19 protein-coding genes are annotated in these 23,169 nt (G+C 45.1%); 8 read left to right on the top strand and 11 right to left on the bottom strand.

Annotated elements, in window-relative coordinates:
• Positions 1–128: 128 nt before the first annotated feature.
• From HQM15_10420 to ald, 3 genes are read left to right on the top strand one after another with little or no spacing between them, the layout of a single operon-like run.
• Complete coding sequence (locus HQM15_10420; protein MBF0493179.1) at positions 129–4,589, top strand: hypothetical protein; 4,461 nt, start codon at positions 129–131, stop codon at positions 4,587–4,589.
• 53 nt (positions 4,590–4,642) lie between these two features.
• Complete coding sequence (locus tag HQM15_10415) at positions 4,643–5,404, top strand: MBL fold metallo-hydrolase (protein ID MBF0493178.1); 762 nt, start codon at positions 4,643–4,645, stop codon at positions 5,402–5,404.
• 41 nt (positions 5,405–5,445) lie between these two features.
• Positions 5,446–6,540, top strand: a complete 1,095-nt coding sequence (gene ald / locus HQM15_10410) for an alanine dehydrogenase (GenBank protein ID MBF0493177.1) — start codon at positions 5,446–5,448, stop codon at positions 6,538–6,540.
• Between the two features lie 66 nt (positions 6,541–6,606).
• Here the strand turns inward: ald and HQM15_10405 are convergent, their stop codons facing one another.
• The 3 genes from HQM15_10405 to HQM15_10395 are packed head-to-tail and all read right to left on the bottom strand — an operon-like array spanning position 6,607 to position 9,514.
• Positions 6,607–7,923 carry an adenosylhomocysteinase gene (locus HQM15_10405; GenBank protein MBF0493176.1) on the bottom strand — a complete coding sequence of 439 codons (1,317 nt, stop codon included), beginning with the start codon at positions 7,921–7,923 and terminating at the stop codon, positions 6,607–6,609.
• Positions 7,924–7,979: 56 nt separating this feature from the next.
• On the bottom strand, positions 7,980–8,342 hold the full coding sequence (locus HQM15_10400) for an aspartyl protease family protein (GenBank protein MBF0493175.1): 363 nt from the start codon (positions 8,340–8,342) through the stop codon (positions 7,980–7,982).
• 2 nt (positions 8,343–8,344) lie between these two features.
• Entirely contained in the window at positions 8,345–9,514 is a 1,170-nt protein-coding gene (locus HQM15_10395) for a methionine adenosyltransferase (GenBank protein ID MBF0493174.1), read from the bottom strand.
• A 311-nt stretch (positions 9,515–9,825) separates the two neighbouring features.
• Here HQM15_10395 and msrA point away from each other — a divergent pair, with 311 nt between their 5' ends.
• Entirely contained in the window at positions 9,826–10,872 is a 1,047-nt protein-coding gene (gene msrA / locus HQM15_10390; GenBank protein MBF0493173.1) for a peptide-methionine (S)-S-oxide reductase MsrA, read from the top strand.
• Here the strand turns inward: msrA and HQM15_10385 are convergent, their stop codons facing one another.
• The 6 genes from HQM15_10385 to HQM15_10360 all read right to left on the bottom strand — a co-directional run bounded on the left by HQM15_10385 (position 10,873) and on the right by HQM15_10360 (position 15,365).
• Positions 10,873–11,871 carry a hypothetical protein gene (locus tag HQM15_10385; GenBank protein MBF0493172.1) on the bottom strand — a complete coding sequence of 333 codons (999 nt, stop codon included), beginning with the start codon at positions 11,869–11,871 and terminating at the stop codon, positions 10,873–10,875.
• An 86-nt stretch (positions 11,872–11,957) separates the two neighbouring features.
• Positions 11,958–12,185 carry a DUF167 domain-containing protein gene (locus HQM15_10380; GenBank protein MBF0493171.1) on the bottom strand — a complete coding sequence of 76 codons (228 nt, stop codon included), beginning with the start codon at positions 12,183–12,185 and terminating at the stop codon, positions 11,958–11,960.
• Between the two features lie 171 nt (positions 12,186–12,356).
• The gene (locus HQM15_10375; protein MBF0493170.1) at positions 12,357–12,884 is read right to left on the bottom strand and encodes a DUF3828 domain-containing protein; all 528 of its coding nucleotides are present in this window, start codon (positions 12,882–12,884) and stop codon (positions 12,357–12,359) included.
• An 89-nt stretch (positions 12,885–12,973) separates the two neighbouring features.
• Positions 12,974–13,609 (bottom strand): hypothetical protein, encoded by a 636-nt coding sequence (locus HQM15_10370; GenBank protein ID MBF0493169.1) that lies wholly within the window; start codon positions 13,607–13,609, stop codon positions 12,974–12,976.
• 18 nt (positions 13,610–13,627) lie between these two features.
• Entirely contained in the window at positions 13,628–14,245 is a 618-nt protein-coding gene (locus HQM15_10365; protein MBF0493168.1) for a hypothetical protein, read from the bottom strand.
• 103 nt (positions 14,246–14,348) lie between these two features.
• The gene (locus HQM15_10360) at positions 14,349–15,365 is read right to left on the bottom strand and encodes a flippase-like domain-containing protein (protein MBF0493167.1); all 1,017 of its coding nucleotides are present in this window, start codon (positions 15,363–15,365) and stop codon (positions 14,349–14,351) included.
• Positions 15,366–15,506: 141 nt separating this feature from the next.
• Here HQM15_10360 and HQM15_10355 point away from each other — a divergent pair, with 141 nt between their 5' ends.
• From HQM15_10355 to HQM15_10340, 4 genes are all read left to right on the top strand, one after another.
• Positions 15,507–15,740 (top strand): hypothetical protein, encoded by a 234-nt coding sequence (locus HQM15_10355; GenBank protein MBF0493166.1) that lies wholly within the window; start codon positions 15,507–15,509, stop codon positions 15,738–15,740.
• Between the two features lie 2 nt (positions 15,741–15,742).
• On the top strand, positions 15,743–18,397 hold the full coding sequence (locus HQM15_10350; GenBank protein MBF0493165.1) for a valine--tRNA ligase: 2,655 nt from the start codon (positions 15,743–15,745) through the stop codon (positions 18,395–18,397).
• 12 nt (positions 18,398–18,409) lie between these two features.
• Complete coding sequence (locus HQM15_10345; GenBank protein ID MBF0493164.1) at positions 18,410–19,546, top strand: DUF1016 family protein; 1,137 nt, start codon at positions 18,410–18,412, stop codon at positions 19,544–19,546.
• Between the two features lie 490 nt (positions 19,547–20,036).
• Positions 20,037–20,507, top strand: coding sequence for a hypothetical protein (locus HQM15_10340; protein MBF0493163.1), 471 nt, complete (start codon positions 20,037–20,039; stop codon positions 20,505–20,507).
• Positions 20,508–20,765: 258 nt separating this feature from the next.
• Here the strand turns inward: HQM15_10340 and HQM15_10335 are convergent, their stop codons facing one another.
• Both HQM15_10335 and HQM15_10330 read right to left on the bottom strand, forming a co-directional pair.
• Entirely contained in the window at positions 20,766–21,779 is a 1,014-nt protein-coding gene (locus HQM15_10335; GenBank protein ID MBF0493162.1) for a cytochrome d ubiquinol oxidase subunit II, read from the bottom strand.
• A complete protein-coding gene (locus tag HQM15_10330) occupies positions 21,776–23,029 on the bottom strand; it encodes a cytochrome ubiquinol oxidase subunit I (protein MBF0493161.1) in 1,254 nt (417 codons plus the stop codon). The genes HQM15_10335 and HQM15_10330 overlap by 4 nt, the downstream gene beginning before the upstream one ends.
• Between the last annotated feature and the right edge of the window lie 140 nt (positions 23,030–23,169).

Genomic DNA, 23,169 nt, shown 5'->3' with positions numbered 1-23,169 from the left:
TCTTTTTATCTCTAAGCAAAATTAAACTTTCCTTACTTTTTGCTCTTTTTTACCCCCAGTAATTAAATGCATCCTCTCTTAAAAAACAGCGCAACTTTTTCTGCTTAGATCCGATAAGACAGCATCTTATGGGTCACACCACTGTCCAACAAAATCGATTTTCGGAGGGGACCTCTTTTCAGAGTGAAACTGGGGGGTCTTTTAGCGAATTAGGTGTTCAAGTTCGAGAACTCAGCAACCAGGTGGCACTTTCTTTGAGCAGCAATTTTGCTCAAAGACCCTTGGTATCAACTACCCTCATGGGCTTGATGGCTGGGGTACTCACAGGTGCACCTTCGGTGTTTCATTCTCGTCCGCTCAACTCCGATTTGATGCATAGCCTGGTTCAGGAACTGGCCCGATTAGTGCCTTTGTGTTTTGAGCAATGTCGTCAAAATACGGAATTGCGCTTTTCGGTGGTTTTATTTCAGGCACTTGAAAGTACTTCACACCCTCTCTCATCGAGGGAGAGGGAAATCTCTCAGTTGTTACAACTCTATTTGAGGAGTCCTTCAGGGAGAGCCCTGTTAGCCCTGTGTGAACAGGCCCTGCAACAAAATTGGACGGATCAACAGCTCAATGCTGCCTTTGTGCGATCACAGTATCAAGGCTTCGATGTTCACAACCTCACTCAAACTCTAGTTACCGGATTATCTTATGTCCTGGGAGATCATTCAGTTTCCAATCGCAACATTTTAAGCTCTTCTTATCACCGCTTTTTAGGGACGGAAGAAGACACAGGCGCCAACTTTGCCCGCGTGATCTTGAGCGCTTATCGACCCAATGAGCTTTCCTCCGACTTGAGATCTTACGTAGAAAGACAGGGAGTAATATCGGGAATCGCGCAGACTGCCAGTTTCAGTGGGATTGCGTCCAGTTGGAGCGGGCATTTGCTGAGTACGGCGCTCATTGCCTTGATTTCTCGAGGTCCCGGATCGCTCACAATGAAGATCGGCTCGGCGATGCTCTGTGGGGCGGCGAGCAGTCTGGGTCAGGTGGGCTTTCAGTTTTATTGGGCGACGCGAAACCTGAGTTCGCAAGACCGAATGACTTATCTGCGAGGGATGGATTGGGATCTCAAAAGCGCCCTGGTGACGGGCATGTTCTGCGGGGTATCGGAACTTTTTGGGGCCGAGCTGTTGGGGAGCAGCACAAACTTTATCAGCCAGGCGCTGCGGACCTTTGCGAACTTTGCGATCTTCAACGTGGGAGGTGAGATGGCCTCGGATGCGGTGATGAATCGGATAGGCCTGGCGGCAGGCTATGTAAACCCCAACCAGGGGGATGTGTTAGGTCCGCAGAGTTTCATCGGCCAATGGGTGCTGGGAGCGGGTCAGGAGCTGATAGGGGACCACACGGCGGAGGCGCCTGGTCATTTGATTCACCTGTCGATGACGGGAGTCCATTTGGGTTTAACGGCTCTGGCAGTGCGGAGTGCTGCGCCCTTGCAAACTGCAGATTCCACGTTATCGAATACCCATGTAGGGGCAATTCATGAATTGCCCCTACTCGGAGAAATCAATTCTTCAATGCGGGCTTTGTTTTCTCGTTTGCTCCTCGCCGCCATCCCCACTCCAGCCCTAGGCTTGGCCGGATTATCTCTGACCCTTTCCCAATTCTTAAACCCAGAAACCGCGCATGCGATTAGTCAGACTGCTTCTGCAGCTGCCTCCACTGGGCAAAGCCTGGGGGGGCTGGCGCTTCTGGGTGCAATTTTTGTTGCTATGGGAGCGATGGTCAAGGGGGCCAATCCTAAATCTAGAAGAAATGTTAAATGTTCTGCACAATTCGTCAGCGAGATCAACGACAGAAATTTAGATGCAAGATTGCGCTTACAGGCCTTGGAAACCATTTGCCGCTATTTAGAGGGGGAAACTTTGCCCGGGGATAATTTAGAGAAAATGTCTAATCGCGAGGCCTGGACCCTGAGAGTAGACGATAATTACCGTCTTTTAATTGTGCGGGATAAGGAAGGTAATTCCATTTTCATCGACATCGATAATCATAAAGCAATAGATCGTAGAGTTCAGAGAAATGAATTGGGTTATGGAAAATTAGCCGACGAAGCAGTTCTTCAGGGCTTCTTGGATGAATTAAATGCCGTTAAAGAGAGAGAGGCTGCAGCGCAAAGGATTTCCTTCCCTCCTGATTTGGGGAGCGTGGCCCTTCCCCCAGCTTTTGAAGCTTCTGCTGGAGGATCGGACACCGCTGCTCCTGTCCTCGATACGGGGGCATCAGTAGTATTAGAAGGGGAGCAGGCATTATTGCCTTCAGTTCCGGCACCAGACCCTGTAGCAGCCGAAGTAATATCAAAAGAAGATCCTTTGGATGAAACCGCCCTGATCACTGAACTCAATTCCTATTGGGAGTTGGAGTTGCTGCGGGCGGAAGCCGCAGAGAGGATTGAAAAAGATTTTGCTGCCCTGGCGACAAACCCTATCGCTCTCAAACTTGTCAGCCTTGAGCTCTTGCTGCGCGGGTACAAAATCCAAGAAGTCGGAAAAGAAGTTTGTGAAGAGATTGCAGTCTATGTCCATTGCCTGGAGTCCCATAATGTTTGGGGCCACGCAAATCATGTTCTAAATCTCTATAGGAATATCCGAGAATCTTTAGTCAAAAAAATTCCCGTTTCACAAAAATTGCGCAGCCTTCCCGAGCTTCATACGACAGAAGAAGGTAATGCTTTGCCAAGTATCGAAGTGGCTAGGGAAAGGGCTTTGGCGCTTTTGAATAGTGCGCGGGAGCGAGGGGTCATTTCTAGCGAACCGGCCTATGCCGAGATTGTAAGGCAGGCAGCAAAAAAAGGGTCGCCTTGGCAGGTCGTGTTGGAACAAGCCGAAGCGCTTTATCTTCGGAACCGGGATCAAATTCTGAAATCAGCAAAGTCCTTGGAGTCTTTGGAGATTGCAATACCCGAAGTGGACAGAGCAGAGATATTGAAGCAAGAGAAGGCAGACCTGTTGCGAGATTATATAGAGCTGGAACTTATCGCCGCCCCCGATTTGTTGCCTGCCAGGGCTAATAGTATCCTTAATGAACAAGTGAGGGCCTTATGCCCTTTGGATAAACCTCATTTGAAAGAACGTTTAGAATCTTTTTGGAAACATCCTTCCCTTTACTTTCTGCTCAAGCTCTTGGTGGTTTTACAAACTTCTTCTCTGCAAGAAGTCGAGAAAACCAGTCCCAAACTCAGAAAGCTTAGTCAAGAACTGACGTTAGTGACTCGGGAGCTGAGTTTAAGGGCCATGGCGGGGCAGAATCTTCAGGTCCTGGTAAATGAGGCTTGTAAAAGGACTAGGGTTCTTTATGAAAACGCCAGAGCGGAAATCTTGAATGTTTTACTTTCTTCGACCACGACGGCAGAGCAAATATGTGAAGCCTGTACTGAACTTTCTCCGGTTGTGATACAAAATCCGTGGCCTTATCTGGTTACACCAACGCCGCCAACCTCGCCTCAATATTTGCGCTTTCCTGAATGGAAGTTCGTCGCCCAGATTCATCGTCTTTATCAGGCTCGAGCTACAGTAGAGGAATTAGCGGCCTTTGAAGCAAGACTTTTTAGCTTTGTAACCAGGGGGTTCAAAGAGGGCATAACTTATTCAGCTTTAAGAGATTTGTTGGAAGCAGATTGCAGGTATTTAGCACTTAGGTATCTGAAAGATAGGGCAGATTTTTTGAAAAGAGAGGTCCATGTTGTAGAAGCTCCCGAAATAGAAGTGGGCGATGAAGAGTTGAATGCTGCATTTTTCGAATTTCTGGAAATTGAACCTTGCCAGAGAAACGCTCATACGGAGCTCGAACTGTTAAGAGGTCTTCGAAGATTTCAGGACAGGTTACATGCAACAGAGGCCATTCTTTTTTATGGGGGAAATAGGGCTCTCATTGGCATAGCGGAGTTACAAAAGTTGCAGACCACGATAGAGAGTGGGCGGGCTTATTCTATTCCCGAACAAGATATTCATATTCCAGCAGAGTCTGGAGAAGAAGTGCAGGCCCTGCTCTTAACCCCCTTTAATGTTGCCTTGCAGGATGCTCCAGCCATTACCTTTTATATGATGAATATTGCCGGTGCTACAGGTGCTACTTATGCCAAACAATTTATACAAAAAGAGGTTAATCCGGTTTTGCTTTGGATGTCCTGGATGATTCTTTCTGGTTTTGACCGAGCTTGGGTAAAAAGCAAGGCCTCTCAGCTCTTGGTGGATAGATACAATGCCTGCCGGGAGGATATTTTTCAGCGAATCGATTGGTTGAGGGTCGTCGCCGATAAAGCAGAGCTGCGCGCTGAAAATGCCGGCGGGGTCTATGGTCCTTCGCAAGATATTTTTCATTGCCTGTGCGACTTTCTTCTTGCGGCAAATTTGAAGGGGCTAGAAAGAGAGTTTCCGGAGGAAACAAACTACTTATTAAAAATTTTGACCTTCCATTCGAGAAAAGGGTCAAGAAGGGAGTTGCCTAGCCTCCGTCATCAGAGGCAGTTTGCTAGAATCTATTTGGAACTGCGTTCGAGGATATTGGCAAGTATGCCAGCAGTGCAGCTCCAGAAATAATTATCTGTAATTTCTTTTTGTCGCTTTCCAATTAATCTGGCATAGAAGCTTGCATGAAGATTACTATCTTAGGTTCAGGAGGCTCTACGGGAACGCCTGTGATCGGTTGCCTGTGCCAGGTGTGCCGCTCGGAAAATCCCAAAAACAAACGCACACGCGCTTCCATTTTTATCGAAACCCAAGGCATCCATTTTCTGATAGATAGCTCTACCGATTTTCGTCAGCAAATGTTGCGTGAAAAAATAGAGCGCATCGATGCCGTGCTTTATACACATTGCCACGCAGATCACATTCACGGCATCGATGACCTGCGCTGCTTCAACACGCTTCAGGACAATCCCATCCCCATTTATGCCGATGTAAGTAGTCTGGAAAAAATCCAGAAATATTTTGATTATATTTTCTGCGATTGTGGGCAGACGGGTTTTATTCCACGCTTGATTCCCTATAAACTTCAAGAAAAGATGAAGATCTTTGGTGTGGGCGTGACTAGTATTCCTTTGTTGCATGGGCCTTTCAGCAGCACCGGTTTTCGCATTGGCAATGTGGCTTATCTAACCGATGTGAAAAAAATCCCCGATAAAAGTTACAAACTCCTCAAAAATCTGGACCTGCTGATCTTGGGTGCCTTGCGCTATACCGAACATCCCAGCCACATGACCTTTCAAGAAGCTATAGCAGAATTAGACAAGATTAAACCCGCTCGTACATTGTTTACTCACATGGCCCATCAAGTAGATCACGATCAGGCCAATTTGGAGCTGCCACAGGGGGTAGAACTTTGCTATGATGGGATGGCGATTGGGTGTAATTAAATAAGGCTCCCCCTCCTTACAAAGGAGAGGGAAGTGAGGATATGATCATCGGCATTCCCAAAGAAATCAAGGCTCAGGAATATCGTGTGGCACTTACTCCTTCGGGTGTCGCCCAATTGCTCAAACAAGGTCATCGGGTATTTGTCGAGAAGTCCGCCGGTTTGGGATCGGGTTTTAGTGACAACGATTATCGTCATCATGGAGCCGTTGTTTTGCCGGACGCCAAAAAGCTTTGGGCCACGGCAGAGCTGATCCTCAAGGTGAAAGAACCCCTGCCCAAGGAATATGCCTATTTTAGACCCAGACTAATTTTATTTACCTATCTGCATCTGGCCTCTGTTCCAGAGTTGGCAAAGGCCTTGATGAAAAAAAAGGTGGAAGCCATTGGTTATGAAACCGTCGTGGATTCAGGGGGGGCGCTTCCTCTCTTGAGGCCCATGAGCCAGGTAGCGGGTAAACTGGCCGTGATGCTGGGAGCAGATTTTTTGCGCAAAGATCGAGGCAACAAAGGGGTTTTGCTTTCTTCGCTTGCGGGTGCTCGTAGTGGCCGGGTGATTATTCTGGGGGCAGGAAATGTAGGCCAGGCGGCCCTGCAAATAGCCTTGGGTTTAGGGTCCCAGGTGACCTTGTTCGATAAGGATGAAAAAAAACTGGAACAAGTGCGAAAGCTTTATCCTTCTTCCTCTCTTCAAACCCATCCTTTTAATTCGCAAATTTTGGAACAGGAACTGAAAATAAGCGATTTGCTCATCGGGGCGGTGCTCATCCCCGGAGCCCGCGCGCCCAAACTCGTGACACGTCACATGGTGGCCCTTATGGAGAAAGGATCTGTCATCGTCGATGTGTCGATTGATCAAGGGGCTTGCGTCGAAACCATGAAAGCCACCACCCATGCAAAACCCGTCTTTGATTACAAGGGGATCTTGCATTATGCGGTGCCCAACATGCCTTCTCTGGTGTCCCGATCTTCTACTGAGGCCTTGACGGCGGCTACACTGCCTTATGTCCTGAAGTTGGCCGATCATGGCCTGGAGGCCTTAAAACAAGATGTCGGATTTGCCAAAGGTCTACAGATTAACGCTGGAGAAATCGTGCACGAAGGAGTGAAAGGGTCTTTAACGCGGCGATCTTTATAATTTTGAGTGCACTCGCAATACCCCTCACCCTACCCTCTCCCGCAAGGGGAGAGGGGAATGCCTTTCTCAATAACGATAATACTCCGGCTTGTAAGGACCACCCACATCTACCCCCAAATACTTGCATTGTTCAGGGGAGAGAGTTTCTAACCTCACGCCTAATTTTTCCAAATGCAGGCGCGCCACTTCTTCATCCAGAATTTTGGGAAGTACCGTGACACCTACTTCATGTTTTTTGGTGAAGAGGGCAATTTGCGCCAAGACCTGGTTGGAGAAGGAGTTGGACATCACAAACGAGGGATGTCCAGTGGCGCAGCCCAAGTTGACGAGTCTTCCTTCGGCCAGCAAGATAATGGAATGACCATCGGGGAAGCTGTATTTATCCACCTGGGGTTTGATTTCCAATTTTTTAATGCCGGGAAATTTATTGAGTTGAGCCACCTGAATTTCCACATCGAAGTGTCCGATGTTACAAACAATGGCCGAGTCTTTCATCTTTTCCAAATGGTCAATTTGGATAATATCGCGGCAACCCGTGGTAGTGACGAAAATGTCCCCTTGTTTGCAGGCTTCGTCCATCGTGGTCACCTGATAACCGGCCATGGCGGCTTGCAGGGCACAGATAGGATCAATCTCCGTCACAATGACGCGAGCTCCTAAACCGTGCATTGCCTGAGCGCAGCCTTTTCCCACATCTCCGTAACCTGCTACCACAACCACTTTGCCGGCAATCATCACATCCGTTGCGCGTTTGATTCCATCCGCCAAAGACTCACGGCAGCCGTAAAGATTATCGAATTTGGATTTGGTCACCGAGTCATTCACGTTGATGGCCGGGATTTTCAATTTTCCCTGTTCCAGCATCTTGTAGAGCCCATGAACCCCCGTGGTGGTTTCTTCACTCACCCCTTTAATATTTTTTAAGAGTTCGGGATGTTTGTCGTGAATGAGTTGAGTAAGATCGCCGCCGTCATCCAATAACATATTGGGACCTTCCGCAAATTTTAAACTCTGCTCCACACACCACCAATATTCTTCTTCGGTTTCCCCTTTCCAGGCAAAGACAGGAATTCCAGCCTTGGCAATGGCTGCAGCGGCATGATCTTGGGTAGAGAAAATATTGCAGGAAGACCAGCGCACCTGGGCGCCCAAGTCCACCAAGGTCTCGATGAGCACAGCGGTTTGAATGGTCATGTGCAGACAACCAATGATGCGCGCGCCTTTTAAAGGTTGCGTCTTTTTATATTTTGCACGGATGGCCATCAGCCCGGGCATTTCAATTTCAGCCAGTTCAATTTCCTTGCGACCCCAATCGGCCAAACTGATATCGGCAACTTTATAATCGGCGGTTTCATCAAATTTTCTTGCGGCTTGTGCGGTCATGATTTTTTCACCCTTGCTTGGGGTGCTCCTTAAGTTTTGTATAAAATGAATAGATTCTATTTCAAGGGAATTGCAGGCAATCTTTTTAAGGTCTTGTTTGCAGGGTCCACCATAATGCCAACCGATTCCAATGCCGTGACACCCAGAATAGGTTCAACCCCATCGGGACCAAAAATGATTCGGCCTGCAGTCATTTCACCCATGAACTCTATAGTGGCAACACCGAAATCGTATTCGATGAGCTGCCCATTTGCCAATTCATAAGCGGTTCTTCCTTTTACGGTAAGGCCCGCTTTTTTTAACAAGGCTCCCGAGGCCATGGAATCTGTTGCACCCGTATCCACCAGAAAATCATCTTCATAGTAATCCTTTGTTTCTGAAAGCGGACGCAGGCGAACTGTAACGTGTGTAAGTCCCATATTTATATTCCCAAGGCCTTCTTCAAGGCCTCCGCCTTATCAGTCTTCTCCCAACTAAAGCTGGCTTCGCTGCGCCCAAAATGTCCGTAAGCAGCAGTAGGTCTGTAAATGGGTCGGAGTAGGTCCAAAGTTTTGATAATTCCAGCGGGAGTGAGAGGGAAAATCTCTCTCACGGACACCGCTATTTTTTCAGGATTTACCTTTTCAGTCCCGAAGGTATCCACCAATACACTCACCGGTTCCGGATATCCAATCGCGTAGGCGACTTGTACTTCGCAGCGCGTGGCAGCACCCGAGGCCACAATATTTTTAGCGATGTAGCGGGCCATGTAACAGGCCGAACGGTCTACTTTCGAAGGATCTTTCCCCGAGAAGGCACCGCCGCCATGTCTTCCCATGCCGCCATAAGTATCCACAATAATTTTTCGACCGGTAAGGCCGCAATCGCCCTGAGGTCCACCCACGACGAAACGACCGGTGGGGTTGATGAAATAACGGGTTTTAGCATCCAGCAAATTTGCGGGCAGGGCCTTTTTGATGACTTCTTCCAAGATGCCTTCTTTGAGGGTCTCGTAGCTTACTTTTTCATCGTGTTGAGTCGAGAGCACTACGGTATCGATTCGAATGGGTTTTTTATCCTGATATTCGATGCTGACCTGCGATTTTCCATCGGGTCTCAAATAATTCAGGGTTCCATTTTTACGAACTTCAGAAAGTCGGCGAGTCAATTTATGAGAAAAACTAATGGGCATGGGCATGAGTTCGGAGGTTTCATCGCAGGCAAAGCCGAACATGAGCCCCTGGTCTCCGGCGCCTTGTTCCTTGAAGAGGCCTTCGCCTTCGGTGACACCCTGGGAAATATCGGGAGATTGTTTATCCAAAGAAACCAAAACGCCACAGGTATGATAATCAAAACCCTTGGCACTATCGTCGTAACCAATATCCTTGATGGTTTGGCGGGCTGTACTGATGTAATCCACTTGAGCAGTGGTGGTAATTTCTCCGGCGACGAGGGCAAAGCCGGTGGTGACCAAGGTTTCACAGGCGACACGCGCCTTGGGATCCTGGCTTAAAATGGCATCTAAAACAGAATCCGAAATCTGGTCGGCAATTTTATCAGGATGACCTTCAGTGACGGATTCACTGGTGAATAATTGTCGGTTAAAACTCATACACTCTCCTTGATTGGGTTAGACGGAGGCCACTAATGGATAGAGAGGGGGGCTGTCAAGGGATGTGTCGCAGCTCAGGAGGCGACAGCTCCAAGGCTATTGCTCTTTTTATTTAATTTTTTTAGAAACTTCTTTTGTTGATCCCTCCCCTTAAGCTAAGGGGAGGTGAGGAGGGGTTATGAAAGCTTTTGCAAAATTCAGAGCTTCTCTAATGCGCAAGGTTTTCCATAACTCCCGAATTTGTTCTCACAAATTCCCCATCTTAGCTTAAGAGGGGGAAATATCAGAAGATGTGTAGAGACCAAATTTTTATGAGAGCCCCTCTTCTTCTTATAGTTATTTTAGGATTCATCGGGCTAGGTTTAGGAATCCATTATTTAAAAGGGAGAGAAACAGTGGATACCAAAGGATTGCAAAAAGCCACTTTTGCGGGGGGCTGTTTCTGGTGCATGGAGGCGCCTTTTGAAAAACTGGAAGGGGTGTCTCAAGTTCTTTCCGGTTACATGGGGGGCAGCAAAGAAAATCCTACCTACGAAGAAGTCTCTTCGGGCAGCACGGGGCATCTGGAGGTGGTACAGGTTTTTTATGATCCTTCCAAAATAAGTTATGAGAAATTGCTGGAAGTATTCTGGCGAAATATTGACCCTACCGACACCGAAGGACAATTTGTAGACAAAGGTACCCAGTACAAGACCGCCATTTTTTATAGCGATGAGCTACAAAGAAAATCGGCCGAAGAATCCAAAAAGCGGCTTGCAGAATCAGGAAAATTTGAAAAACCCATCGTCACGTCCATTTTGCCAGCCAAAACTTTTTATCCCGCAGAGGCCTACCATCAGGATTATTACAAAACCCATCCCTTGCAGTATCGATTTTACCGACACAATTCGGGACGCGACCAGTTTTTGGAAAAATTTTGGAAGCTCTTCAGTCAAAAAAAATTAACGCCCCTTCAATATGAGGTGACTCAAAAGGGTGGAACCGAGGCCCCTTTTCAAAATGAATACTGGGACAATCATCGCGAGGGAATTTATGTAGATGTCGTCAGCGGCGAGGCCCTCTTCAGTTCAAAAGACAAATTCGATTCCGGAACCGGTTGGCCCAGCTTTACCAAGCCCATCGAAGAGAAAAATGTGAGCGAACAGGAAGACCACAGTCTTTCCAGCTCGCGAACTGAAGTGCGAAGTAAAGAAGGCAACTCTCATTTGGGCCATGTCTTTAAGGACGGCCCAGGGCCGACAGGAGAACGTTATTGCATCAATTCTGCGGCGCTGCGTTTTATTCCCAAAGAAGATTTGGAAAAAGAGGGCTATGGAAAGTATCTGAAACTTTTTACTGCCTACTCGAGCGAGAAATAGTCACCTCAAATACCACTGCTTCAAATACCGGGCTGCCGGCTTGTTGCGGGGGCTGTAAGATTTATCTTTTTTTCCGCCTTCGCCCCACCAGACCCAAAAATAAACCCCCGAGAGGGATTTCGTGTTTTTCCAGGTATTCACAAAGGCGCGGTAACAAAGCGCCTGCTCCTTGATATCCACTTTTCCCTCCAAAAAATAATTCCAGGGATGCATGCTGGAGCCATCAATGCTGGGATACCCCACTTCGGTAATGACCAGTTTTTGACGAGGATATTTTTTCTTCCAAGCCAGGAGTTCTCTTTTGATCTTTCGCCAATTGCGAGTGAGCATTTTCAGGCTTGGTTTTTTGGTCTTGGAAATTTCGTAATAGGCCGTCACGCCAATGTAATCCAGATCCTTCCAAAAATGAGGGTGCTGATAATGATCCCAATTGCCGCTGTATAAGAGTTTACCGCTAAAGGTTTCTCGTACTTTTTTAATGAGCTTGGTCCACTGCTCCGTTTCTTTTTCACGGCTGAGCAATTCACTTCCTACCGAAAAGGACCAGGCCTTTTCCTGCGCGGCAATCTGGGCATAGTGGAGGATAAAACGCTCATAATTTTCCCACCACAGTTCCAGGTTTTCGGGAGCGATCACCCCGCGCCAGTCATTGCCGTTCCGATTTTCCAGACGGAGAATGGGAAAGAGCGTGACCTCAATTCCGGCTTCATGGGCCTGATGTATCACTTCGCGCAGTTTGTCATCCGACAGGGTCAAAATGTCCTTTCCATCATACTCACGAGGGCCAATTTCATTGGCCTTGATATCTTTTTGATACCACGAAACAATCAGCAGGGTGTGGGTAACGCCCAGTTTTTTCATTTCCTGAAGATCATTCAGATAAGAATAATTGGCTTCCTTTGAGAACAGGCCCAAGGCCATCCCTTTTTGTTCAAGGGCATGAAGCGAAGAAGGGAATAGAAGAAAGATAAATGGTAAAATAATTTTAAGTAATTTCATTTTTAATCTTAATACCGCATCTCAGTCCCCTCGCCCTTGAGGGGATGAGGAAAATGCGAGAGCATTTTCGGGAGAGGGCGACATTTTTAATCAATCTGAACAATTTTGTTTTTAGAATTTTTACCCACTAAAAGAGAGACCTTCGATTTTTTAACTTTAAAGTACTCGGCGAGTAGCGGAATCAGGGCCTCATTCGCTTTCCCTTCTACGGGTGCCGCGGTCAGATGAACCTTTAAACTTCCATCTTCCAAAAGCTGCACCTTGTTTTTTGAAGAACGAGGCACAACTTTTACATTCAATCGTTTTGAGCTCATTATTTGTAACTACTCAGGTAGCCCTTCCAATTGCTGCGGAACTCGCAACTATTGGAACTGCTAGAAATAAAAAATTGCGTCACCCCCGAGAAATCGGGGGTCCATTTTTCTTTTTTCTGATGGTTTGCTCGGCAGTCTTCGCAATTTCCAGGGCTACCTGAGCAGTTACCATCATTTGCTTTTAGATTTTTGCCTATCCTTTTTCAGGACCTCTAAAATAGAAAACAAATTTTCATTTTCAGGAATATCTGTAACATAATGAAAATTGCTAATCCTCCAAGATCCATTTTGCATTTCGGTTTCTACCCAAAAAGAAGGTTTGGAAGATTTTTTGCCATTTCTCACTTCAAACATTTCTACCCAAAAAGTTCTACCCTTTAATTTTACTTGTCCTGCCTGGTAATTTTCAGCGGGATCCTGGCCATTGAGAAAAGGATCAAAATCTAATCCCACGATTTCACCGCTTACCTTGCTCTGAGCCTGCATGTCTTCTTCAAGGGCCTTTCTAAGCTCTGGAGCAAGAACGTTCTTTTTTTTGTTAAAAACTGTTTGATAAGGGAGAGGGTTTTTGGAGGGGAAATGATAAATTTGATAAAAATCTTTGACGAACTGAAGCGCCTCATGAGTATCCAGTGCAAAAGAATGAAGTGGAAATAACAACAATGAGAGGATCAGAAAATAGTACCGTTTAAATTTCATGAATTTTCCTTTCAGAATAACACTCTTTACTAAAAAGCGGGAGCAGTGCTCCCCATACCCTTGACCAAAAAAATCATCAATAGTTTAGATTATAGTGCTTGAATGTAATGAAGTTTTTCGGATTGGTCCATTCTATAAAAAGGGCGGATTTCTTTGCATAACTCTTCCAGAGATTTTTCGATTCTGAAAAAACTGCGAAGTTTTGAGCAGTATTTGGAAGCAAAACGATGGGCTTGTCTGTAACGTTCCTTTTCCTTTTCACTCAATTCTTGATTCCATTTTGTCCCCTCAAAAAGCTGCTGCATCAGCCATTCACTCGACTTTTCTTTCCATACGATATTTCCCAGAATAAACTTGTCAATTTCGGCCTGCAGTTCCAATTCGAGCTGAGTCACTTGTTGTTCGTGCCCACTTTTATAAAGCAAGTACACAAAATGACTCACGCCTTCCATCAAGGGAGCCAGTGCAGAAATTTGATGCGCTTGGGTTTGCTCCAGATTCAGCTCCGAAAATTGCTGCAATAATTTTGGATTTAAAAAAATCCCTATATCCAAGTTCTCTTCTTCTTGTTGCACGTAAAGTACTTCGTCGCTTTGCCGGATCCACGGATTTTTCTCTCTGTAGTTCTGACTTGCTTCTTCATCCAACAGAAAATTCTCAACGGAGTGTTCACATTCCAGCTGATAAAGATTTTGCAACACGTTTTGGATATGCTTGAGGATCATGTCCGTCCTTAGATTAGTCTAATGCGAGTATTCTGTCGGAAGCCTGGAATCGGCGAAAATCCCCTGTTTGGATAATAGGCTCTTCAATCGATCGCTTTTGGTGCGCAGAAATTTTTCATATAAACGCAATAAGTCGCTTTGTTGGGTAACCTGACAAGTTTCACTCACTTCGGTGAGCACATCCACCCATTGAGAAAAACGCCTACCAAGGGTGCTGAAAATTTCACTGAAGAGGGTCGAGTATTGTTTAGCGACAGGAAGTGTGGAAAGTTGAGAGTAAGCCCCTTCACCCATGCTGATATAGTAGTCCAAATCTACTAACTTGCGATTGAGACTGTCCTGGAAATATCCCGACATAAAGAGAGAGAAGTCGCCTAAATATTTTAATAATTTTGCTTTGGTCTGTATGTTTTCCTGTTGGGCCTCGCAAAATAGAATAGCTAAGGGTTTTTCTTCCCCTTTCCCTATACTGTAGAGTTTTTCCGGTTCACAAAAGCGGGAGAGGAGATTCACCAAATAGAAGGAGACATGTTCGTTTTCTTCTATCTTTTGATTTTTAAAAGCTTCACCCACCAGGCCATGAAAGTAAATATCCAGGTTGGGAACTTCCTGGATGAGCCTATTTTCTTCAGACATAAAAGCCTCCTTCATGTCTTTGAAACGGCATTTGCGGGCGATTACTTAAATTTTAAATGGAAGGAATGAGAAAAGATAGGGGCTAGAGACGCAGCGCGTCAGTTTAATTCTCCTTCCCTTCACCAGGCAGTTCTTCGTGACTAAACGAGCCCTGCACCTTTTTCATAAAAACAAAACCAGACAAGGCCTTGAAAAAATAATTTCCCAACATCCAAAGCAGGGAAAGGGCAAAAAGTATTTGTTCTGGGCTTAGATTTGGATTTTGAAAAACAGGCCCCGAGATCTTGTCTTTCAGAAATTCAATGGTGGCCATTTGTACACTGCCCATGCCTCCGGGGGTGATAGGAACCACGCTGATAAGTAAGACAATGGGAATTGTCGTCAAAATATTAAAAAGTGAGATATGGGCATCAAAGCATTTTACCGCAGGATAGAGCGAGGAAATGATCACAAAGTGCATGGGAAAACGATAGAGGGCTAGAGTGATATAATCTTTTACCGTGGCATGGTGAAAGGTTTGAAACAGATGCCGCCCGCGTATCCAATCGGCCCACTTAAAATGAATATGCGCTTTAAAGAGGCGCCCCAACCACTGCCGCCAAAAACAGAGGTGGACCAACATCCCGAGGAGAAACAAAAGGGCAAAGCGTTGAACCGCCTTCGAGACATCCAGGGAATTGTAATGGAGCTGGATGGAAAAACTTCCCACGAGGGCAAAACAAATCACCCAGTAAAGATCAATAATCATCACAAAAAGCAGGGCCCCCAAGGCTTTAAAGAAGGAGGCATTTTTGTTTCTTTTTAAAAAATAAGCCAGCGAGGCCTGACCAGCATTGTAGTTGAGCAGGGAGAGCTGATAACTCACGGCCCTTGGTCCTAGAATTTCCTTGAGGGTGATGGGCACACAGAATTTGCTGATGACCTTGGCCAGAGAATAAGAATCGAAATAATAGATGAGTAAAAAATAAAAAAAGGAGTAGGCAATAAAGGGAAGCAGATGCACCTGCTTGAGGGCCTCCAGAACCTTGTCCGGGGGAATTTTTTTAAAGAGATAAACGAAGATCAGCCCGGCCATTATCCAAGGAAGCAGAGTTTTAATTTTTTGAAGAAATTGTTTCATGAGTCTTTGCCCAGTGAATGAAATAAAAAAACACCTTATCAATTGCCTCTTGATTTTCGTCAAGCTTCCCGGTTGTCTCTTAAAACAAGCCATGCTAGGGCCGGATCATTCGCCCTAATGACCTTAACAAGGAGAGTATTCATGAATGATATTTTATCTGCGGACTTAGATTCCGAAATTCATTCCCAGGCTGTCGATTCTGAAACGGAATCGCAACAACATCAGGATCAAATTTTAGTTTCTTTTAATGAGTTTCTTAACTCTGAAGAATTTAAAAAGAAAATCGAAGAGAATTTGCAAAAAGCCATTCAGCGAGTTGTCCCTGATATTGCGGAGCGCATGATTCAGGAAGAAATAAAACGGCTCACGGAATAATTATGGAACTTGAAAAAATTTACGAACCCCACGAAATCGAAAAAAAATACTCCAAACTTTGGATAGAACAGGGCGTAAGCACCGCCAAAGAAAAAGCCAGCAAGTCCTATTCGGTAGTGATTCCTCCACCCAATGTCACCGGCACTTTGCACATTGGTCATGCACTCAACAATACACTTCAAGATATTCTGGTGCGCTACAAACGCATGAGAGGATACGACACCCTTTGGGTTTTTGGAACCGATCATGCCGGCATTGCCACACAAAATGTGGTGGAGCGACAACTTGCCCAGGAAAATTTGACACGCTATGATCTGGGTCGTGAGGCCTTTATCTCGCGAGTGTGGAAGTGGAAAGAAGAATCCGGTGGGACTATTCGCAACCAGCTCAAAAGCCTGGGCGCTTCGCTGGATTGGTCTCGAGAACGCTTTACCATGGATGACGGACTCTCCAAGGCCGTGCGTGAGGTATTTGTTTCTCTTTACGAAGATGGCCTCCTGTACCGCGATCAGCGCCTCATTCACTGGTGCCCCCGCTGCCAGACCTCGCTTTCCGATCTGGAAGTGGAACACGAAGAAAAAAACGGGCAGCTCTGGCATATCCGTTATTTCCTTGAAGGCGATGGCGATCACTTTTTGAGTGTGGCCACCACGCGACCCGAGACCTTGTTGGGCGATACCGCCGTCGCGGTGAATCCTGCAGACGAACGTTACAAGCAGTTTGTGGGACAAAATGTCGTGCTGCCTTTCTTGAATCGTCTCATTCCCGTCATTGCGGATAGCTATGTCGATCAAGAATTCGGCAGCGGCGTCGTAAAAATCACCCCGGCTCACGATTTTAATGACTTTGAAGTGGGTAAGCGTCACGGATTGGAACGGATTAACATTTTACATCCCGATGGACGCCTCAACGAAAATGCAGGTTCCTTCGAAAACCAGGACCGCTTTGCCGCGCGAAAGCAGATCGTCAAATTGCTTGAAGAACAAGGTCAGATTGAAAAAGTAGAACCACACAAAAATAAAGTGGGACATTGCTACCGCTGCAAAACTGTGGTGGAACCCTATCTCTCTCTCCAATGGTTTGTAAAAACCGAAGCCCTGGCCAAACCGGCGATTGAAGCCGTGAAAAGTGGCAAAACCAAATTTCATCCTGGGCATTGGGAAAAAACTTATTTTGCCTGGATGGAAAATATCAAAGATTGGTGCGTCTCGCGGCAAATCTGGTGGGGCCACAGAATTCCTGCCTGGTACTGCGGCGAAGGACACGTAACGGTTACTCGTCATGATCCCAAACATTGCGCCACCTGTCACTCGCACGAAATAACCCAAGATCAAGACGTGCTCGACACCTGGTTTTCCTCCGCCCTCTGGCCCTTTTCTACCCTGGGTTGGCCGGACAAAACCAATCTGCTCAAATCGTATTATCCCACCAGCGTACTCGTTACCAGTTTCGACATTATTTTCTTTTGGGTCGCCCGCATGATGATGATGGGCCTGAAGTTCATGGGCGAAGTGCCTTTTAAAGATGTCTATATCCACGCCTTGGTACGCGACGCCCAAGGGCAGAAGATGAGCAAGTCTAAAGGGAACGTGGTGAATCCTTTAGAGCTGATGGATAAGTTTGGAACAGACGCCCTGCGCTTCACACTTGCAGCCTTTGCCGCTCAAGGCCGTGATATTAAACTGGATGAACAGCGTGTGGAAGGTTATCGAAATTTCTGTAATAAGATTTGGAATGCCGCACGTTTCCTGTATTCGCGGGCTCTGCCCTCTATCCCAAACCGAAAAGAAATCGACGAGGCCCAGCCTCAGACCGAAGAAGACGAGTGGATTCTTTTTGAACTTTCTACAAATTGTGTAGAAAAAGTCTCCCAAGCCATTGAAGAATACAAATACAATGTCGCCGCGTACACGCTGTATCATTTTGTCTGGCAGGTGTTTTGTGATTGGTACATCGAGTTGGTGAAGACGAGGTTGCCTGTAGAAGGGACACCTGCGACTACAGAGCAAAAAGCTTGTGCCGGTTTTGTTTTGAATGTTTTTGATGCCATTTTGCGAATGCTGCATCCTTTCATGCCTTTTATTAGCGAAGAGCTGTGGCAAAAACTTCCCGAAAGACCAGACTCAATTGCCCTCTCCGAATTTCCAAAACCTCTTTCGGAATCCGAGCAAGCCCAGTATGCCCAAGCTGCCGAACGCACCGAGCTGATGAAAGACATCGTCTCCAGCATCCGGAATATTCGCGCGGAAACCGGGGTGAACCCCAAAGAAAAAATTCGTGTCCAAATTAAATGTAGCGCTGAAATTCAAAACGAATTGAAACGCCTGCTGCCCCGCATTCAAGAATTGGCAAAAATCTCTGAGATGTCTTTCACCCAGGAAAATCCCAAAGAACCTGCTTCCAAGGGATTGGCTTTGGCGGGAAAGATAGTTCTGTTTATCCCTCTCAGTGGCCTTATCGATATTGAAAAAGAAAAGGCTCGCCTACAAAAGAAATTCGATAAGGTGCAAAAAGATATTTCGCTACTCTCGAATAAACTTGCCCTACCCAGCTTCATCGAAAATGCACCAGAGGAATTGATTAAAGAAACTCAAGCGGAGTTAGAGAGTCGCAAGCGGCAGAAAGAGGAAATTGAGGAGGGCTTGGGCTTGTTATAGAGGAAATAGTGGATGCCTAAAACTAAAATACAATCTTTAGCAGTAAAATCTTCCGCACGCACTTTTGGAGAGCTAATTTCTGCTATTTGTCAAACTGACGAATATTTTTCTATCCAAGCTAATAAAGCGATTAATGTAAACCTTACTTTTCGCAACTGGGTGATTGGATATTATATTTCTGAGTTTGAGTTACATGGAAATGATAGAGCAGTATATGGAAAACAATTATTTGTAGATTTAAGTAAACAGCTTGAAAAGTTAAATGTTTCAAATTGTCGTGCGCGGCAACTTTATTACTATACTTCCTTTTGCAAGATTTATCCGCATATTTTGCGGTCACTGACCGCAAAATTCAAAAGCCATTTTTTAGAAACAAAATTTATAGATAAAAAAGTGCGGTCAGCGACCGCAAAATCAGAAACAGATCCTGATCAATTAGTGAGCAATCTTTCATACACTCACTTGGAACAACTTATTTCTCTAGATGATCCCAATAAGCGCACTTTTTATGAGAAAGAATGTATTCGTGGTCAATGGTCAGTCCGTGAATTAAAACGTCAAATCAATTCTCTCCTTTTTGAAAGAACTGGCCTCTCGAAAAATAAGAAAAAACTTTTATCTTTGACGCAAAAGAAGAGCGAAACAAGTTCGCTTGAACTTTCCATCCGTGATCCCTATATCTTCGAATTTTTGAAACTGAAAGCAAAAGAAGTCATGGGTGAATCCAATCTTGAATCTGCTCTACTCAATAAATTGCAGGAATTTATTTTGGAACTGGGTCATGGTTTTTGTTTCGAAGCCCAACAAAAGCGAATCAATATTGGTGGGGAATATTTTTTTGTAGATTTAGTTTTTTACCACCGAATTCTTAAGTGTCATATTTTGATAGAGCTAAAAGTGGATGGATTCAAACACAAACATTTGGGTCAGTTGAATACTTATGTGGGCTATTACGATAAGCATGAGCACAGTAAAGGTGACAACCCTCCCATTGGGATTTTATTGTGTACTAAAAAGAATCACGCCCTAGTGGAATACGCTTTGGCGGGGATGAACAATAAATTATTTGTGTCAAAGTATCAGGTGGAATTACCCAAGAAAAAAGAAATTGAAAAGTTCTTGGAGAGTGCTTTGGAGGAGATGGAGTAGTACAAAAGTTTTCCAAGTTTTATTCAGAATGCGCTGGAGGAATTGATTTAAGAAACTGGAAAGACGTCAGCGGCAGAAAGAGGAAATTGAGGAGGGGAGAATGTTAATGAATGAACGTTGTTTTAACGTTTCTTCAATTGAAGAAGTTAAATCGAAAATAAATTCTTTTTTTGTTATAGGGTAATTCAAAAATCTGATGGGTTACTTCATGCTTGTCCCCTTGGACTACAAGGTATTCCTGTATACGAAGAACATTTAAAAGAAGGTAAATTTGTTGAGGATATACATTCTCGTGAATGTAATTGCAACAGGCTAGCATATTAAGACTATTTTGGATATAGATCTAAAATAGACCAGGAATGAAGCTGGTAGCGGAGTCGGGTTGTGTTGTATTGCCAGCTTCCGATAACACTAAATGCTAGGCGAAAGGAGTGAAAGACATGACACACAATCTAAGTCTAACCCTTCCTTGGGATCACTCGGAGGCGTCATGAGGCTAATATTCCTCACAACGACCCTTGTATGTCTTTTTGCCACGCATCTTAGCGCACAGCAGAAGAATTTTACACTTTCTGATCTTGCTTCAAGTCCTGCTGTCATTACGAAGCTAGATTGGCTGATGATCAAGGCAGAAGTTCGGGTGATGAGAGACGAACAGTCCGTGTCTGATGTAGGGTGGCCAACGTATTACTACGATAAGGCAGAAAATTCACTGTCAGCCTCTGCTTTCGTTAATCCAAAATGGTGGGAGCATGCCGATACTAAGACAGCAAAGGAAGAACTTAATTCCAGAGGGACGCTTTATTATTCTACTATGTTCTACTCTGATTCTCAATTGCTTCCACTGATCAAGAACAAGGCAACTGGTTGTCAAGTTCGCTTCTTCACTTGGGGAAAATCCCCGAATCCGATTGTTCTTGCGACGTATCTGGCCGACAAGGGCGAACTTATCCTGAAATAAAACCGATTGCGGAGTCGGGTTGTGACACTCAGTCTGTCTACTTTTAGTCGACAGTTAGTAAAAAATATAAAAGGGCTAGATTCTGTGGGCCGTTGGTATAGCAGAATCGGTGATGGAGGAAGTTAGAGTCTCCGGAGCCAAGACAGCAGGTGTCTTCGCACCGATTTTTAGACCTAAGTTTTCCCAGGTGGATTTGATTCCAATGCCGATAAAAAAATCGGTGACAGGAGCATTTTTGTAATCGAATCATTCGTGTTTTTATTTTTGAAATGATCTTATTTTAAAAATTCGGAATAAATAAAATAAAGCCGGCAGAAAGAAAGCGGCTCCGCAAATAAGGCTAAGCACCAAGGGGAATAAAACTTGCGGCGGTGCTGCTGCTTCAAATATTGAGAGGGTGGAGCCCCCTTTGTAACGAAGAAAGGTGGGAAAGAAAACCAGACTCCAAGCCAAAAAAATTAGGGCAAGTTGAAAACCCGCCAAGATACGCGAAGGCCACACCGCCTGAACTGAAAGATATTTCCACATAAAATACAAAGAACCTATGACCGCCAGAAGACAAAGAAGTGCTGGCAAATTATAAAAATAAAGCGGGAACAAGGGGAGCCCGTCAAACTGTGCGGCTAGAAAAACGAGCCCACCTGCAAAGACAGTCAAAATATTTGCAAGGAATGCCATTCGACTAAAATATTTTTTAAGATCCATCGCCTGACATTCTCCAATTAAAAAAATGGACGCCACGAAGACAAAGAGACTTAATAAAAAAAATCCGATTGAAAATGAAAAAATATTCAACCATGGAAACACAAATTTTTCGGTGTAGGTAGAGGCTGCGGGATTGAGCCTTCCCAGAACCATGCCTCCTATAATCATACCGAACATGATGGGAGTTATTAAACTGGAGATAGAAAATGCCTCAGAATAATATTCTTTAAACTTGTCATGCACGGAATCATATTGTTGAAAGGCAAAAAATGTCCCTCTGCATACAATTCCCAGCAGCAGCAAAATTAAAGGGATATGAAAATAAATACTCATTTGAGAATACATTTTTGAAAAGCCGGCTAACAAAATGACAGTGGCAATAATAAGCCATATATGATTCGCCTCCCAAACGGGACCCATCGCCTGACCGATGATTTCTTGGCATTTGTCGCGGTGTTTTCCCCGAATAAAAAACTGCAAGGCCCCCGCTCCAAAGTCCGCCCCTCCCAGAAAAAAATACAAATAGAGAGAGGCCGCCAAAAATAACACTGCAATCCAAATGGTCATAGGGGTCTTTCTTTAACGCTTCCGAAACCATTTCCGGAAATGGATTTGAACTGTCTCAGCATCAAAAAAAATACGGCAAGACTTAAAAAAATGTAGGTCATTGTAATGCCCAAAAAAGGATAAATAAGACCCGGCATCGGTGTCAGAGAATCTTTTGTTTTTAAGATCTCGTAGAGAATCCAGGGTTGCCGTCCTGTTTCGGTCACTACCCAACCTGCTTCCAGGGCAATGAAACCCAACGGAGTACAAAAAGCTAGCAACCCAAGAAAAGCTCTTCGAAATAAAAAAGTTCGTTTGAATAAGAACAAAAATAATATCAACAATGAAACTCCAGCAAGAAAACTTCCAATTCCCACCATGATCTGAAAAGCATAATGCACCACTGGTATTGGTGGCCAGTTTTCACGAGGAAAGGCATCCAGCCCTTTGACTTCAGCCTCTACGTCATCAAAGGCAAGAAAACTGAGAAGCGCCGGAATTTCGATTCCGTAATGAGACTCTTGGGTCTTCATATCGGGAATTCCGCCAATTAAAATTGGCGCTGCTTTTTGGGTCTTAAAAAGAGACTCCGCCGCCGCAAGTTTTAAAGGTTGGCGTCTTGCAATATCGCGTGCACTCAAATCTCCGCTGAATGGCTGTAACAAGGATGCGACAACAGCAAGACTAAGGGCGATGCCTAAGGCATAGCGATGGAATGAATTTTTTGGATTTCTTCTCAGAAAAAAAGCATGTATGCCCGCCACAGCAAAACCTGTGGCTGAAAAAGCAGCAAGGGTCATATGAGTGGCCTCGGAGAACCACGCCTTATTAAAAATTGCTTTGAGGGGGTCAATATGAATGGCTGTTCCATTTACCCATTCAAAACCGGCAGGACTATTCATCCATGAGTTGGCTGAAATAACAATTATCCCGGAGGATATCCCGGCAAGACCTACCAGAAAACCACTGGCCAAATGCAACCTTGGAGAGATTCGATCCCAGCCATATAAATAAATACCGATAGCAATCGCTTCTAGAAAAAAAGCCGCCGTTTCCAAAGAAAATGGCATTCCAATAATGGGGCCTGCCTGTTCCATAAAAGAAGGCCAGAGAAGTCCCAACTCAAAAGATAAAACGGTTCCCGAAACCGCCCCCACTGCAAACAGAATCGCAACCCCTTTTGACCATGCTTTGGCCAAGTCGTGGCAACTTTTATTTTTTTTCTTGAGCCAAAACCACTCTGCAGAGATCATTAAAAACGGCATCACCATTCCAACGCAGGCAAAAATGCGAAATCGCAAGACAGGGACCCAGTGATCCGCAAGGATAGGGACCCACTCGGAGCGTAGCGACGGATCTTATTTTTTCTTTTTATAGGTGGGTCCCTATCGATGCAATTTGTTTTTTTCTG

It is taken from the genome of Deltaproteobacteria bacterium, from assembly GCA_015233135.1.
GTDB lineage: Bacteria > UBA10199 > UBA10199 > JADFYH01 > JADFYH01 > JADFYH01.
Note: the sequence above shows the minus strand (reverse complement) of the source record. Positions and strands in the feature narration are given on the sequence as shown.